General features: G+C 64.8%; 12 protein-coding genes. All 12 read right to left on the reverse strand.

The window, feature by feature from the left end:
* The 12 genes from HCO70_RS00940 to HCO70_RS00990 all read right to left on the reverse strand — a co-directional run bounded on the left by HCO70_RS00940 (position 1) and on the right by HCO70_RS00990 (position 15941).
* Positions 1-1005, reverse strand: a complete 1005-nt coding sequence (locus HCO70_RS00940; protein WP_172292209.1) for an imelysin family protein — start codon at positions 1003-1005, stop codon at positions 1-3.
* The gene (locus tag HCO70_RS00945; RefSeq protein WP_172292211.1) at positions 1005-2516 is read right to left on the reverse strand and encodes a di-heme oxidoredictase family protein; all 1512 of its coding nucleotides are present in this window, start codon (positions 2514-2516) and stop codon (positions 1005-1007) included. Before HCO70_RS00945 ends, HCO70_RS00940 begins: the two co-directional genes overlap by 1 nt.
* A gap of 69 nt (positions 2517-2585) precedes the next feature.
* Complete coding sequence (locus tag HCO70_RS00950) at positions 2586-3860, reverse strand: imelysin family protein (protein ID WP_172292213.1); 1275 nt, start codon at positions 3858-3860, stop codon at positions 2586-2588.
* A gap of 19 nt (positions 3861-3879) precedes the next feature.
* Complete coding sequence (locus tag HCO70_RS00955) at positions 3880-4362, reverse strand: hypothetical protein (RefSeq protein WP_172292215.1); 483 nt, start codon at positions 4360-4362, stop codon at positions 3880-3882.
* Positions 4359-4520 (reverse strand): hemin uptake protein HemP, encoded by a 162-nt coding sequence (gene hemP / locus HCO70_RS00960; protein WP_172292217.1) that lies wholly within the window; start codon positions 4518-4520, stop codon positions 4359-4361. The genes HCO70_RS00955 and hemP overlap by 4 nt, the downstream gene beginning before the upstream one ends.
* Positions 4517-4648 (reverse strand): hypothetical protein, encoded by a 132-nt coding sequence (locus tag HCO70_RS24950; protein ID WP_256372943.1) that lies wholly within the window; start codon positions 4646-4648, stop codon positions 4517-4519. Before HCO70_RS24950 ends, hemP begins: the two co-directional genes overlap by 4 nt.
* A gap of 221 nt (positions 4649-4869) precedes the next feature.
* A complete protein-coding gene (locus HCO70_RS00965; RefSeq protein ID WP_172292219.1) occupies positions 4870-5478 on the reverse strand; it encodes an MliC family protein in 609 nt (202 codons plus the stop codon).
* 190 nt (positions 5479-5668) lie between these two features.
* Positions 5669-6250, reverse strand: a complete 582-nt coding sequence (locus HCO70_RS00970) for an HdeD family acid-resistance protein (RefSeq protein ID WP_172292221.1) — start codon at positions 6248-6250, stop codon at positions 5669-5671.
* Between the two features lie 219 nt (positions 6251-6469).
* Complete coding sequence (locus HCO70_RS00975; protein ID WP_172292223.1) at positions 6470-9061, reverse strand: hypothetical protein; 2592 nt, start codon at positions 9059-9061, stop codon at positions 6470-6472.
* Between the two features lie 182 nt (positions 9062-9243).
* Entirely contained in the window at positions 9244-10122 is an 879-nt protein-coding gene (locus HCO70_RS00980; protein WP_172292225.1) for a transglutaminase family protein, read from the reverse strand.
* A gap of 4 nt (positions 10123-10126) precedes the next feature.
* Complete coding sequence (locus HCO70_RS00985; protein WP_172292227.1) at positions 10127-12526, reverse strand: circularly permuted type 2 ATP-grasp protein; 2400 nt, start codon at positions 12524-12526, stop codon at positions 10127-10129.
* Between the two features lies 1 nt (position 12527).
* The gene (locus HCO70_RS00990) at positions 12528-15941 is read right to left on the reverse strand and encodes a DUF2126 domain-containing protein (protein WP_172296044.1); all 3414 of its coding nucleotides are present in this window, start codon (positions 15939-15941) and stop codon (positions 12528-12530) included.
* Positions 15942-15962: the final 21 nt, after the last annotated feature.

Genomic DNA, 15962 nt, shown 5'->3' on the forward strand with positions numbered 1-15962 from the left:
TCAGTCTCCGTCCAGTGCGTTGAAACCGGCGCCGACGCCCAGAATCGGCGCCAGTGAGGCGCCGAGCAGTTCGCGGATCCGGTCGATGTTCTGCTGCAGGATTTCGACTTCAAAGCGTCCCTGCACGTCCCCGACCCCGGCGAAGGTCGGGTCCTCCAGGCCGGCAAGACGGTCCAGCGCGCGGTCATAGGCCGTATCCAACTCGGCTTCCACGTTCGGTGCGCCATCGGCCAGCAGGCGTACGAGATCCCGCGTGCCTTCCAGTGACAGCAGCACGTTGCGCGCCGACCGATTGGACCGCCTTGCTTCTGCGCGGTTCGGGCGCGGGCGTTCGAAGCTGCCCAGCGGCCGCCCAAGCCTAGTGTCGGAGGTGAACTGCAGCCCAGAAACGACCGAGCCGAAGAAGGCCCGTACCGCCTCTTCCTCGCTGCGATAGATGTCGTTTTCTCCTGCATTGCGTAGGAGATCGGCATAGCCGTTCTGCCAATCGTCCAGGATCGCCTGAGCGGTCGCGGAGATGTCGCGCGCTACAGCCTGCAGCAGCTTGCAGCGGTATTCCTCCGGCTCCGCGTCCATGAACTGCGGGTCGTAGAGCAGGAATTCCAATGCATAGAACCCGCGACCTGCGATGGAGACATGGGAAAAGTCTTCTTCGCTGTCGGCGGCAGGGTCCCGGGCTTCGATCAACGTGGTAAGCTCGCGCGGCGTGAACCCTTTCGTATCCGGCCAGAACGCCAGCGCAAAGGCACGGTCGCCGGTTTCCGTCGGACCGAAGCGCAGGTGACTGATCCGGACCCAGGAATCGAATGCGTCGTTGTAGGCTTCGCGCAGGCCCGGGCTGGTGGCAGAACAATCCTCCTGCGCGCGTTGGTCCAGCACTTCGGCATTCGCCGCCAGTCGTCCGAAACCGGGCAAAACATGCTCGTCGATTATCCGGTCAATGTCATAGGCGAAGGTCGGCACAGCGGTGAAAACCAGGGCAAAACAGGCCGCAATCAAACGCATCACAGGCTCTCCAGAAAACGGATCAGTGCCGCACGGTCTTCTGGCGGCATGTCGACCACGGCGTCGCGCTGTTCCTGCGCCTCGCCGCCGTGCCAGAGGATCGCCTCTAGCTGCGACCGCGCACGCCCATCATGCAGGAAATATGTGTGTCCAGAAACCTGTTCGGTCAGCCCGATGCCCCAGAGCGGCGGTGTGCGCCATTCGTACCCGTCCGCGCGCGCCTCGGGGCGTTGATCGGCAAGCCCGTCGCCCATGTCGTGCAGCAGCATGTCGGAATAGGGCCAGATCAATTGAAAACTCTGTTCCGCATTGTCTTCCAGCCGGTGTGTCACAAAGGACGGTCTATGGCAGGAGATGCAGCCGGTTTCGTAGAAGATCCGTTTGCCCGCCAGAACCTCGGGGTCGTCCACATTGCGTCGAGCAGGCACGCCGAGGTTGCGCGAGTAGAAAGTCACAAGGTCCAACCCCTGCTGGTCGATCTCGAAAACCCGGTCGTCGCCATCGCCGTGGATCGCAGCCATGCAATCAGCCTGCAGGTCGGTACACTCGCCGGAGCCGGCAGTGTGTAGTGGGTTCGAGATACCGATATCGCCGGCAAAGGCCGCCGCGCTCTGTTCCTTGACCGTCGGGTTGCCCGCCTTCCAGCCGAACCGCCCCAGCATCGGCATGTCGAATTCCTGAGACCAGACGATTTGTGCCCGGCCCGAGACACCATCGCCATCAGCGTCTTCGGGGTCTTCACCGGCAAGGATGTCGGCGGCTGGAATTGCCTCCAGAAGTCCCATCCCCAGCATTTGTGGTGCTACGCGTGGCGACAGCATCGCATCGGGGTGCAGCGGGCCATAGCCGAGATCGGCGGCAGTATAGGTCGGTTCGCGCAGCGCGGCGGTTTCGCCGCCGGACAGTTCGACGTTGAATTCCTCGTAGTCGATCTGCAACCGGTATTCCGGCGCCATGCCCGGCAAAGCAAAGTCCTGTAACTGGGTGCCGTAGTTCGGGTCAGGAAGCGAAGCGATGTAGCCCTCGATCTCCTCGATTGCATCCGCATCGCTTCCCGGTATCGACACCCGAAGAAACATCGAGACCGCGCTATCTTCTGGGCCCTCCGGTGGATGCCCGCGCCCATCCTTCAGATGGCAACGCTGGCAGGACCGCGCGTTGTAGAGCGGACCAAGACCGTCGGAGGCCTGTGTCGAGGACGGTGCCGACACCCAGATCTTCTTGAAAAGGCCGTTTCCTACCTTGAACTCCAGTTCACCCTCGAAGCTGATGTTTCCGGACGGCTGCGAAAACGCATCGGCGTTGCTGCGTGCCCGCACCGTGGCTGCGCCGGCGGACATCTCCTCGAACTGAGTTGGGGCGCTGAAATCGGTAGCGGGTTTCGTGACCGCCTCGATCCGGGTAGCCTCTTCGGCAGTACGCGGCACGATGGCAAGGTGCGGCTCGTCGAGCGGGCCCGCCAGCGCGGCTGCGGGCCCAATCAGTGCAACGATCGGCAGAATGCGTCTCATTGCGTCTCCCTATGCGTTCCTTCAGGTGCATGCGGCGCGCGACCGGAGCCCCGCGCCGCATCGCACCTTTTACTGGAACACGGCAGACGGGTTATCGAGAGAGTCGGAGCCTTCGAACTCGATTTGATCCAGTCCGAGGGCGGATACAACCCGCTCGATGGTCTTGGTCTGTGCGATCAGGCCGTTGACACCACCCATGACCAGCATTTCGCCCGCGACATTTCCGCGCTCCAGCATCTGGTCATAAGCGAAACCGGCTTCCGCGCTGGCCTTGATCTGGGCAAGAGCACGCATCGTTTCAGCCAGCTTCAACTTCAACTCGGCGTCCAGGTCCGGGTCGGTCGCCGCGACGAGGTCACTCAGCGACGGACCGGAAATCTCGGTGCCGTCCACAGACTTGTACTCGCCGAGATAGACATTCTGAATTCCCAACCCGTCGTAGTAATGGCTGTTATGGGTGTTGTCCGAGAAGCAGTCGTGCTCTTCTTCCGGGTCATTCAGCATCAGGCCTAGGCGCATTCGTTCTCCGGCCTGTTCGCCGTAGGAGAGAGACCCCATGCCGGTCAGCATCGCAGAGATGCCGGCATCCGGATTCGCGGTCAGCGAAGTACGCGCTTCGCCGCCGTCTTCCCATTGTGTGACGATCCACTCGAGGTCCGAGACCAGCAGGTCAGTCGCGGCTTTGAGGTAAGCGGCGCGGCGGTCGCAGTTTCCGCCGGTGCAGTCGTCGCCTTGGAGATAATCGGTGTAGGCCCGGTCGCCATTGCCTGCCTCATGGCCATACAGATCCTGACCCCAGAGAAGGAACTCGATGGCGTGATAGCCCGAAGCCACGTTCGCCTCGATCCCGTCGGCTTCGTGCAGCGTGTCCGAGATCAGTTCCGGTGTGATTTCGGTCGCGTCGACCTCCTCGCCCGACAGGGTGAAAGTCGGGTTTGCGATTACGTTCAGCGCCGCGAATTCGTTCTCGTCGGTCGGTCCGCCGTAGGACGAATCGACATAGTCGATCAGACCCTCGTCCAGCGGCCAGGCGTTCACCTTGCCTTCCCAGTCGTCGACGATTGCGTTTCCAAAGCGGAAGACTTCAGTCTGCTGGTAGGGGACGCGGGCGGAAAGCCACGCTTCTTTGGCCGCCTGCAGCGTGTCCGCCGAGGGTTCGGCGATCAGCGTTTCGACGGCGGCCTGCAGCGCCTTGGCGGTGGCCAGGCTGTCGCCATATTCGGCGGCCGCGATGTCGGCGTAATTCTCGAGGATGGCATCCTTGGAAACGTCTTGGGCAAGGCCCGTGGAAGCAAGGCCGAGGGTGAGGGCCGTGGCGCTCGCGGCGTATTTCAGGTGTCGCATTTGGCTAGAGGTCCTTGGGTTAGTGTAGTGTTTGAGGATGTGCGGGCACCGGTCCAGCCCTGAGGGCCGCCAGTGTCATGCGCTTCAAGGCCAGTCCCAGCGTTTCCGCCAGGCCGACGAGGGAGGGGGCCATATCGGCCCGGATCATCGTGGCAGCGATCAGCATCGCGTCCTCGCGGTCGCCGTCACCCGCAACGCCGATGAAAGTCGCAAAGCAGCTTTCGTCACCGCCGAGGCAGCGGCAGCTGACTCCGTGCCGCATTAATGGCCTGCGACCATGCCGGTGGCAGATATCGCAAATCGCTTCCAGCGCGGTAACGGCACTTGCGCCGTCGCGCGGCCCCAGATGCGCCGCGAAATCGCGATGCACCTGTGCCTGCGCGTCCGGTCCGTCGTTCCACAGCCGCAGATACAGGACCGCGCCCGCTCCGACCGGGTCCAGTTCGGTGATGAAGCCAACTGGCGCACCGCCACGCTGGGGCCGCGGCTGTTCGATGCTCATTTTGTGAGGATCAGTTTGCCCGCGCGCGTGATCCGCAGCGTGTAACACTGGTCGCCCAGCACGATCTTGGCCTCGCGGCCACCGTCGGTCAGCTCTTCCGCACGATGGATCGGTTGTGCGTTTGCGATATTGTAGTCCGTGTTCAGCGATGCAGTCATGCCGGTGCCTCCGTGCGCCGTTCGTAGTGGTCGAAAAGCCATTCCACGTTGCGGGTCAACGGCAGTCGGCCATCAGCCAGGATGCTCAAGATCTCGTCGCGAAGTGTCGGACCCGATGTCTCATCCATCGGTTCCCGCTGCGCGGTTCTGTTCGCACTCTGCATCCCTTAGCTCCGTTTCTGGCCCGGGCTCCCCCGCTTGCAGACTTGGGGTGGCTAGAAAGTTGGTGGATTTAAGGTGAGTGATTCAGTCGGATTTGTCAATCCGAGTAATTTAGTCGGATTAATTTTCTTGCCACGTACTCAGCGCCGAACGCGATCAGTCGCGTGGCTCGCGGGAGAAGCGGCGGTCAGCCGGCGGCGATGCAGGTCATTTCGGTGCCGTCTGGATCGGGCTCTCTGTATGTCGCCTCGTCGCCCTTGATCCAGATGTACCGGCCGAAGCTGCCGTCGTAGCGGGAGCCGGAGGCGGTGCGGGACAGGGAGCCGGTGTCGATGCTGTCGCCGCGCTCGAAGCGGATGCTGGGGAGAGTGGTGTCGAAATACATGGTGACCAGCTCGTCGGCGGGGTTGCCGTTGCATTGCCAGAAGGTGGTGCCGGTGGGTTCTTCCAGCAGGTATTGGGCGACCAGCTCGCCCTCGCGGCGGAGGTAGCTCTGCTCGACGCAGGCGCGGGGGTCGTCGGCCTTCCAGCATTCGTCGCGGCCGGAGATCCAGCCGCGCTGGTAGGCGCGGAGGTCGGCCTCGGCTTCTTCGGCGCCGGCGTCGAGACCCTGGGTGACCTCGATCGCGGCGGCGTAGCGGTCGGCGACGAGGCGGTCGAGGGCGGCGAGGTCGGGGTCCTCGCAGATGAGCTTCTCGGCCTCGCTCTGGGCGGCGGCGCAGTCGAAGGAGGGGCCGTCCTGGGCGAGGGCGGGGGTGGCGAGGAGGAGGAAAAGGGCGGCGAGGGAACGGGTCATCGCGAAGGGCTCCGAACTGGGAAAACTATGGCCGGCAGACTAGCTGAAAATCGGGGGCCTGGGTAGGCTTCGGAAAGGGCGGTCGCCAAGGCGTCCCCATGGGGACGGGGGGTCAAGTTATTGATTTCAGGCATGTTAGCGCAAACGTCCGTGTGGGGACGCGGCGATTGAACGGATCGTTTGGGCCGGGTCAGACTGCCCTGGCCAGAAGGATCAGCGACAGGCCCGACGTCACGAAATGAATGCCGACCAGAACGCCGATCGCCCATTGCGCCGTGCCCGGCAGACCGAGGAGGAGCAGCAGCCCGATCACCACGGATGCGAGGCCCGATGCCAGCAGCCAGCCCCAGCCACGGGTCTTGCGGTTCTGGAAGGCCATGATGCATTCGAACACGCCCTGCGCGGCGAATGTCAGGCCGAGAACGAAGGTGATCGCGATCAGGCCGGTCATCGGGAAAAAGGCGAGGTAGACGCCGGCGGCCAGAGAAATCAGCGCGATGATCGCGTTCCAAATCGTCGAACCCCAGGTCCGGGTCTGGAAGGCGTGCCAAAGGTTGATCGCGCCGGCGACAATGAGGATCCATCCGAACAGGACCTTCAGGGTAATTCCCACCGCCAGCGGGAAGATCAGGGCGATGATCCCGAGGATGAGCAGCACCACACCGAGGCCCGTGAACCACCGCTTGCCCTGCCGCACCGCTTCCTGAAGCGCCTCGGGGTCCACGTTGGAGTAGAAGCTAACGGTCGTTCTTGGATCGTCGTCCTGGGCCATCTGCCTGTCTCCTCGGTCGTGTTATTCCGATTGGGCTGTGCATTAACCCTTGCCGATAGATGGCGAGCAATCAACCCTTCCGGTTGAACGGACAAGAAGCCGGTGACCGGTCTGTCTGTGTTCTGCCACAGCCACCCGGACAGAAACCTGAGGTGCGTGGGCCAGGTCCGGCACCGATACTCGGGGTACCGATCAACACGTCGGTTCTTGCCGCGACCATCAGTCTGCCGGCAAATGCTGCGCCTCTTTCATCGGATCGACTGGCGCGTTCTCGACCGTACCGCCAAGCATCGGCAAAAGTTCGTCGCGAACATAGTCGAACAGGGCGCGCCCCTGCGGAACGTCTTCCCCACGATAGCGGATGGCTGACAGGGGCGTGGGCGCTCCATCGAGCAGCACGCCGCTCTGATCGAACATGCTTTGCTCGAACAGGGGGAAGTCCTGGGGAATTGCCTCAAGCTCCGACCCGTCGATCGCGACGACGTTCAACAGGTTTCCCGGCTGCGGACGGTTCACCCGGTGGGCGAAAGCCTGGCCGTCCCTGACGAAGTGCAAGTCGCCGTGGATCGATTTACCGGAATAGGTTCTTTTTCCGTCCGGCGTGTAGATCACGAACCGTTCGGTGCTGCTCTCGAAAAAGGCGAATGCCGTGCCTTGCTCCGAGATTTCGACCGCACCGGGTGTTGTGGCCAGGCCCTCCGGCTCTTCCCTTACCGTGAAAAGTTCGCTGAAGTGACCGTCGCGAAAACTGTAGATGCGCGCAAGATAGCCTGCCTCGCGCCAATGCAATGGATGTTCGAACAGGGCAAGGCCGCCGTCCGGCATCCATCCGATCAGTTCGAACCCTCTGTCGGGCATCGCGGTGGTGGCGATCGCGCCGGTTGACGGGCTTACGATGTGCAGAGTGTTGCGGTAGCGGAGAGCGAATTTCTCGCCATCCTGCGAAAATCCCGCATAGCTGGCGGAGCTGCCTTTCTCGCCAGCCGGAACATAGACCGAGCGAAGAAGTGCGCCGGTGCGGCCGTCGTAGAAATGCACGCGACCGAAATTTCCGACAGCGAGCATGTCGCCGGTGGGGGAAACATAGGTTCCCCAGATGCTGTAGCCGCCGTCGCTCGCTATCGCGTCCGGTATGACGAGTTCGCTGATCAGTTCGCCGGTATTCGCATCGTAGAGCGCCCCTTTGATGGTCTCGTGATCAGGGCTGTAAAGCGCGACGCGACGTGTGCCCGTCGGATCGACCACGTTCGTCGCTCCCATGTGAAGTTCCTCGATCTGCGAATTGCGAGACGCCGCGACGCGCCAGAGAAGCTGATATGCATAGGTTCCCGGGTCGAGGTCTTCCGGGCCCGGATCGGGCGGAAAATGATCCAGCAGAGCCCGGATCGCGCCAATGCGATCCCCTGCCTGAAGCGCCATTTCCGCTTCTGCCAGCAATTGAGGTGTTTCCTGCACAAGCTCTGGCGGCGGCGCCGGGCGTGTTCCGGCGTCCGCCAGTTCACGCTGCTGCTCTGCAGAAAGCAGGGCGAAAGCCGCGCGGTAGAGTTCCGGTCCGTTTGGTACGTCCAGCCCTTCATATCCGCCACTGCCGACAAAGCCGAGCATTTCCCCCTGTGCAGAATAGAGCAGGTTGTTGAACGGCACGAAATCGGAGACCTGCGGTTCCAGTGCGGCCCCGGTGAGGTCGACAACCGACAGTTCCAGATCCGGCGCACTGCTGAAGCGGTTCAGGAGAGCGATCGAGATGGCAGTTCCGTTCCGGACAAAGGCACCGATGTCCTCGCCGTGGAAGGCGCTTTCGAACAATACCTGGCCGTCGTCCTTCATAACCACCATCCGGTCCGACCCCCGGAGCGCGAGGATGCGCCTGTCGGGCGACGCAAACAGGCTGAACGGTTCCTGCATCACATCGGCGGCGATGACACGGCGTGTGCCGTCGAGCGCGATCTCGATGAGGCTGGCCGGTTGCGAAGGATCGGTCGAGCCGGTCTGACCGAGGAGGGCGCCGTGCCCGTTCCAGCCCATGAGGCCGACGACCTCGGCATCGCCCGAACCTTCCACTTCGACCATGCCCTCGCCCAGTTTCATCGTGAACCGCTTGCCGCCGAGAGGAAATTGCGCGACCTGCTGCCAGGTGGCGGTGTCGTAGACGGTGGCGGCGGTCCCTTCGAGTATCGACCGCTCGTAGGTCACGAAGTAGCGACCATCATGCGAAAAGCCGTACGGCTGCGGTGCACTGATGCCGGCAGACGGCAGCCGGTACAGGCGCGCACCGGTCCGGGCGTCGAGGAACAGCACGCCATCGCGGGCCGCGATGTAGGCGGTGCTGCCATCCGGTGAAAAGCCGGTGTGGCCGACGCTGGTGATAAAGCCGATCTCTCCCGTCTCGGACGCCGGGACCGGCTCGCCCACCGGCAGCCCTGTCGCGGTGTCGAGCAGATAGGTCGGAGGGCGCTGATCCAGCGGCATGTCGGAATTGACCTGGTACAGCAGCAGCATTCGGCTGCCATCCCGGTTGAGCTGTGCAAAGGCCGGAACCCGCGCGTTCAGCTTGAAGCCCTTGCTTGCATAGGCCCGCCACAGGGCGTTCGCGGCCTCGGGATAGCGTTCCATATCCTCGGCTGTCGGATTCGGGGGCAGACCGCGCATCGCCTCGGCAATGCCGGCGATGCGGTCGCCGCGTCCGAGGAACAGCTCGATCGCGGCGCGGGCATGGGCGCGGGACTCTTCGGGCGTCAGCGCCTGTGCCTGCACGGGAAGGGCCGCGGCAAGGCAAAGCCAGGCCGTGAAGATACGTAGGAAGAAAGTCATTTTGCCCCCGGAATGAAGAAACGGTTCGGAAATCGCGTCATCAATATCCCGCCGCGGAATCGCCGCGACGGCCACCACTCGGGGAAGTATCGGGGTAGCTGTTTGCCAAGACAAGGAAATTGGCGGCCCGGGCGCGGTTCCGGGACGGTTGTGGGGCTGGGCCAGCCGGGCGCGATGCGCCGTCAGCCGACCTCTTCGACGTCGACCGCCTGTTTCGTCTTTTGCGATCCGGCGGTGCGCATCGCGCCCTTGACCGGGGCGAGGTCGAAGTAGTCGCGCCCGCGCGCCACCACGATGTGGTCCAGCCCGGCGGGCATGGCGTTGGTGGGGTCGAATTCCATCCAGCCCATGTCGGACCCGCACCAGGCGCGGACCCAGGCGTGCATGGCGTCGGCGCCCTCGAGCTTCGGCTCGCCCTCGGGCGGGATCGTGCGGAGGTAGCCGGAGACGTAGCCGGCGGGGATGCCGAGGCCGCGCAGGGCGGCGATGGAGATGTGGGTGAAGTCCTGGCAGACGCCGCGTTTCAGCTTCCACGCCTCGTCGACGGCGGTGTCGACCATCGTCGCCTCGGGGTCGAAGGTCAGGTCGCGGTGGACGGCATCGCAGATCGCCTGCGCCGCGGCATAGGCGGTGCGGGCGCCGGCGGTGGTCTCGCGCGCCCAGGCGACGATCTCGGGATGGTGGCCGACGCGTTCGGAGGAGAAGCGGAAATGGTGCGGGGCGGTGTTGTCGATGGCGCCGAGGTTGGCGAGTTCCTGGTAGAGGCCCTCGAGCGAGGGGGAGACGTCGAAGACCGGCACCGGCTCGAACCGCTCGACGCGGGCGGTGACGCGGAATTCGGTTTCGGTGAGCGGCGCGTCATAGGCGATCTCGACGCAGGCGTTGTCGAAGAAGTCGCGGCGGGTGATGCGCTCTGTCGGCTCGGGCTTGATCGACAGGCTGGAGGCGATGACGCGCTGTTCGCCGGGCAGGTCGGCGGGGACGATGCGCAGGACGTGGCGGCCGGCATCGGCGGCGGTGTCGTATTCATAGGTGATGGTCAGGCTGACGTCGTAGAGCATTCCGTCACCGCAGATAGGATTGCGCGAGGAGGCCGGACAGCTCTGCGCTGCGGTTCGCGATCTCGATCATCGCGTCGTGATCGAAATCGGCCGCGGTTGCGGTGGCAAGGTCGGTTTCCAGCCGCAGCACGTGGCGCAGGATCGGCGTCATCCGCGGCCCGTGCTCGGGCGGGCCGACCGTGTCGAGGTGTTCGTGGATTGCGCGAAGCTGGTAGAGCACCGAACGCGGGTTCATCCCGTCGAGCAGCAGAAGGTCGATGACCGTCTCGCGCCCGGTCGCCGCGACGAAGCGGCGGCGATGGGTCATGATCGAGTCGCCGGCCTCGATGGCGAGGTCATAGCTGCCCTCGGGCGCATCGGGCGCGGTGAAGGAAGTGACGAAGTTTGCCGTCGCCCAGGCGCGTTCCATCGCGCGGCCGAGCGACAGGAAACGCCAGCCGGTAAAGCGGTACATGTTCTCGTGCACGAGGCCGGTAAATCCGGAGATCTTGCGCAGGTAGACGCTCATCGCGCGGGCGGCATCGTCGCCGGCCGTCAGGCGCGGCGCCATGCGTTCCATCGTACGCTGCAGGTCGGCCAGCGCGTTCCAGCCATCCACCGAGAACCGGTCGCGGATGCGCCCGGCGGATCGTATCGCGGCGCGGACATCCTCGAGCATCGCATCCGGCAGCGGTTCCGCCGCGTCCATGCCGAGGATGTCGAGATACTCGGCAAGATACTCCGAAAGCGGCAGGTCGGCGCGGCCGGTTTCGGCCAGACGCAGGTGGTAGCCGCGCAGCATGCGGATCTTCTGCTCAGCCCGTTCGGTGTAGCGCCCTAGCCAGAACAGGTTGTCCGCGGCGCGTGAAGGCAGCGCCACCATCTGGCGGCGCGACTGGTCGGGCGCCTGCTGCTTGAGGAGGGTTTCGGCGGTCGGCGGCTTGTCGGACACCACCCAGACGTCGCTGACGGCGCCGCCCTGCTGCATGGCAATATCGGCGGATTCGTCGGAATTGCCGATCCGGGCAAAGCCGCCCGGCATCACCTGCCAGCCGTCCGGCGTACGGGCGAGAAAGACGCGAAGAGACATCGGGCGGGCGACGAGTCGGCCATCCTCCAGCGCGGGTGCGGTGGAAAGCGAAACGATTTCCTGCGCGGCGAGCGTGCCCGCTTCCTGATCGATCCAGGCGGGGTTCACATCGGCGCCATCCGCCGTCTTGCCGCCGATGACAACCTTTGCGCCGTGCTCGAAGGGCAGGCCGGTGGCCATCGCCTGATCGACGGTCATGCGGTCGAGATTGGCCTTGACGTAGTCGCGCGCCGCCGGTCCGCCACACCACCAGGTGGCGATATTCGGCATCGACAACGGGTTACCGTTCAGATGCTCGGCAATGCGCGGCATGAAGGCCATCAGCGCGCGGATCTCCAACGCACCGGAGCCGACGGCATTGACCATGTCGACGGTACCGGCGCGCAGCGCGCCCAGCAGGCCGGGCGTGCCGATCTGTGAGGTCTCCTCCAGTTCCAGCGGGTCCATCCAGCCGGAATCGAGCCGCCGCCAGAGAACCGAAACCGGTTGTGGCCCGCCGACCGTGTGAACCATCAGGCGTCCGTTATGGACAACCAGATCCTCGCCCTGCACCAGCAGGAAGCCGAGGTAACGGGCGATATAGGCATGTTCGAAATAGGTGTCGTTCAACGGACCCGGCGTCAGGATCGACACGCGGCTGCCATCCTTGCCGCGCAGATCCAGCAGCGCGTCGCGGAACTGGCGGAAGAAACGGGCCAGGCGGGTGACGTTCGACCGGCTCATGATGCCGGCAAAACTGCGCGCCGTGGCCATCCGCGTTTCAAGCGCGAACCCGGCACCGGAGGGTGCCTGTGTCCGGTCGCAGAGCACCCACCATTTGTTGTCGGGGCCACGGCCGATGTCGAAGGCGAGGAAATGCAGGAAATGGCCGGAGCGTGGCCTGACGCCAACCATCGGCCGCAGCCATTCCGGGTTTCCGGCGAGCAGTTCCGGCGGCACCACGCCCTGCGTCACGAGGTTCCCGGAGCCGTAGAAATCGGCCATTACCCGTTCCAGCAGGTCGGCACGCTCGACAAGCCCGGCCTCTATCTGCTGCCATTCCCGCGTGTCGATCAGAAGCGGCAGGTGGCTGAGCGGCCATTCGCGTTCCGCGCTGTCATCGGGGCCATAGTGGCGAAAGAACACGCCGGCATCGTGCAGGTACTGGCTGCCACGGGTCTGGGCCAGCGCCAGTTCCTCTGGCGACAGAGCGGCCAGTTCGGTCAGGAAACTTGTCCAGACCGGGCGCAGCTCTCCTTCGCCGTCAAGCAGTTCGTCCGCGACGCCGGGGATCTTGCGGTAATCGCGCAAAAGCTCCGCGAGACCGTCCTCCGCCGTTCTTGCCGTGTCCGCCATGTCAGACTCCGGGCGGACGCCGGAGATCCAGCGTCATCGGGAATTCGGGATGCGTCAGTTCCGGTTCCGGCGTGTAGGATTTCGGCGTGTGGCCGAAGGGTTCGAAGCGGGTGAGGCGGCGCGCCTCTGCCTCGTTGGCATTGACCGGGAAGGTCTCGTAGTTGCGGCCGCCCGGGTGCGCGACGTGATAGGTGCAGCCGCCGATGGCGCGGCCCGTCCACTGGTCGTAGATGTCGAGCGTCAGCGGCGCATGGACCGGGACGACCGGGTGCATCGCCTCTGACGGCTGCCAGGCCTTGAAGCGGACGCCGCCGACCTTCACGCCGCTGGTGTCGGTTTTCTGCAGCGGCACGCGCCGCTGGTTGCAGGTGACGATGTAGCGGTCGGTATCGGCGGCCTCGAGTTTCACCTGCAGGCGTTCGGTCGAGCTGTCGGTGTAGCGCACCGTGCCGCCGATGGCGCCGGTCTCTCCCAGCACGTGCCAGGGCTCCAGCGCCTGCCGGAGTTCCAGGGTGACGCCGTCCACCTCGACCTCTCCGCAGAAGGGGAAGCGGAACTCGGCCTGCGCCTTGTACCATTCCTCGCGGAAGTCGAAGCCGTTCTGTTTCAGGTCCGACAGCACGTCGAGAAAGTCCTGCCAGACGAAATGCGGCAGCATGAAACGGTCGTGCAGCGTGGTGCCCCAGCGGGTGAAACTGCCGCCGAGCGGCGCGTTCCAGAGCCGCACGAGGATGGCGCGCACCAGAAGCTGCTGGGCGAGCGACATGCGCGGGTTCGGCGGCATCTCGAAGCCGCGGAATTCCACGAGGCCGAGGCGGCCGGTGGGGCCGTCCGGGGAATAGAGCTTGTCGATGCAGATTTCGGCCCGGTGGGTGTTGCCGGTGACATCGGTCAGCATGTTGCGCAGGAGCCGGTCGGTCAGCCACGGCATCGGCTGCACGCCCTGGCCCGGATGCGGGATCTGCGACAGCGCGATTTCCAGCTCGTAAAGGGCGTCGTGCCGGGCCTCGTCGATGCGGGGCGCCTGGCTGGTCGGGCCGATGAACAGGCCGGAGAACAGGTAGCTGAGCGAGGGGTGCCGCTGCCAGAACAGGACGAGCGAGCGCATCAGGTCGGGGCGGCGCAGGAACGGCGAGTCGTGGGTGGTGCCGCCGCCGACGACGACGTGGTTGCCGCCGCCGGTGCCGGTGTGCTTGCCGTCGATCATGAACTTGTCGGCGCCGAGGCGGGATTGCCGCGCCTCTTCATAGACGCCCTCGGTGATCTCCTTGCAGTCCTCCCACGAGGTGGCGGGGTGGATGTTCACCTCGATCACGCCGGGGTCGGGGGCGACACGGATGACGTTCATGCGCGGGTCGTGGGGCGGCGAGTAGCCTTCGATATGGATCGGGAGGCCGAGTTCCTCGGCGGTGTCTTCGGCCGCGGCGAGGAGTTCGAGGTAATCCTCGATGGTTTCCACGGGCGGCATGAACAGGCAGAGGCGGCCGTCGCGGGGTTCGATGGCGATGGCGGTGCGGACCTGGCCATCTTCGGGGTCGACGCCCTGTTCCATGATCTTCTGGCGGCGGCCGGCGTCGCGGGCGGCGCTGACCGGCTGGGTGCGGTCACCGGACACCTCGGGGAGCATGTCCTCCATCTGCTGCGCTTCTTCCTCGGCGATGCGGGTCAGTTCCTCCACCACGAGGCGGCGGCGTTCGGCGAGGTCTGCGTGGACGTCGGGGAGGTCGCCTTCGATGACGGAGGGGTCGGCGGGGTATGTGTAGGGATAGGCCGAGGGCGGGATGAAGGGGAGCGAGCCCAGCGGCAGGCGGAAGCCGACGGGGCTGTCGCCGGGGACGAGGAAGAGGTGGCCGCGGCGGGTTTTCCAGTGTTGCGAGCGCCAGCGGGTGGAAGGCTGCGCCTTTGACTGCCAGCGCTGCAGCGGCAGGGCATAACCGGCCGGATTCTCGAGCCCGCGCGAGAAGACGCGGGCGATGCGGGCGCGTGCCTCGGGGTCTTTCAGCTTGCTGTCTTCCGGCGTGACGTTCGGCGGCAGGTCGCCTTCCTTGAGGATCCATTCGGCGGGGTCCTCGTAGGTGGGCTGCACGTGGTCGGGGTCGACGCCAAGGCGGTCGGCGAAGCCGGAGAGGAACCTGTCGGCGTTGTCGGTGGTGGCGGTGTCCTGCTTTTTCTCCGTGGCGATCAGGGCGGCGTTCTTCCAGATCGGCTTGCCGTCCTTGCGCCAGTAGAGGCTGAAGGTCCAGCGCGGCAGGGTTTCGCCGGGGTACCATTTGCCCTGCCCGTAATGCAGGAAGCCGCCGGGGGCGAAGCGGTCGCGCAGGCGGCGGATCAGGGTGTCGGCGAGGCCGCGTTTCTGCGGGCCGACGGCGGCGGTGTTCCACTCGTCTGACTCGAAATCGTCGATGGAGACGAAGGTGGGTTCGCCGCCCATCGTCAGGCGCATGTCGGCGTCGTAGAGCGCGCGGTCGACCTGCTGGCCGAGCGCATCGAGCGCATCCCAGGAGGTGTCCGAGAACGGCTTGGTGATGCGCGGGTGTTCCGCCACGCGGTCGACCTGCATGTCGAAGCCGAATTCGACCTCGGCAAAGCTCGCCATGCCGGTGATCGGCGCGGCATTGCGGTAATGCGGCGTGGCGGCCAGCGGTATGTGGCTTTCGCCGGTCAGAAGGCCGGAGGTCGGGTCGACGCCGATCCAGCCGGCGCCCGGCAGGTAAGCTTCGCACCATGCGTGAAGGTCGGTGAAATCGTGGTCGGTCCCGGCCGGACCGTCAAGCGACACAAGATCGGGTTTCAGCTGGATCAGGTAGCCCGAAACGAAACGGGCGGCGATGCCCAGATGGCGCAGGATGTTGACCAGAAGCCACGAGGTGTCACGGCAGGAGCCCTTGCCGATCTCCAGCGTTTCCTCCGGCGTCTGCACGCCAGGTTCCATCCGGATGACGTAGCCGATTTCCTTGTTCAGTCGCGCGTTCAGCCCGACGATCATGTCGACCGTGCGCTGTTGCGACTTGTCGAGGCTGTCGAGCAGGGCCTGCAGTTTCGGCGTCGCGGGTTCCGGCTTCAGGTAGATCGACAGGTCGCCGCGGATCGCCTCGTCATAGGTGAAGGGCCAGTGCTCGGCGGCCTCCTCGACGAAAAAGTCGAACGGGTTGTAGACCGACATATCGGCGGTCAGGTCGACCTCGATCTTCAGCTCGCGAACCGGCTCGGGAAAGACAAAACGCGCCTGCCAGTTGCCATAGGCATCCTGCTGGTGATTCACGAAGTGGTTCGCCGGAGTGACTTTCAGCGAATGCGACAGGACAGGGGTGCGCGAATGCGGCGCGGGGCGCAGGCGGATGATCTGCGGGCCAAGATTGACCGGGCGATCGTACTTGTAATGAGTGAGGTGATAGATACTTGCCTTGATCGCCATGGAGTCGGTCACGCCCTGCTT

The sequence above is a fragment of the Pseudoruegeria sp. HB172150 genome (genome assembly GCF_013184805.1).
GTDB lineage: Bacteria > Pseudomonadota > Alphaproteobacteria > Rhodobacterales > Rhodobacteraceae > Psychromarinibacter.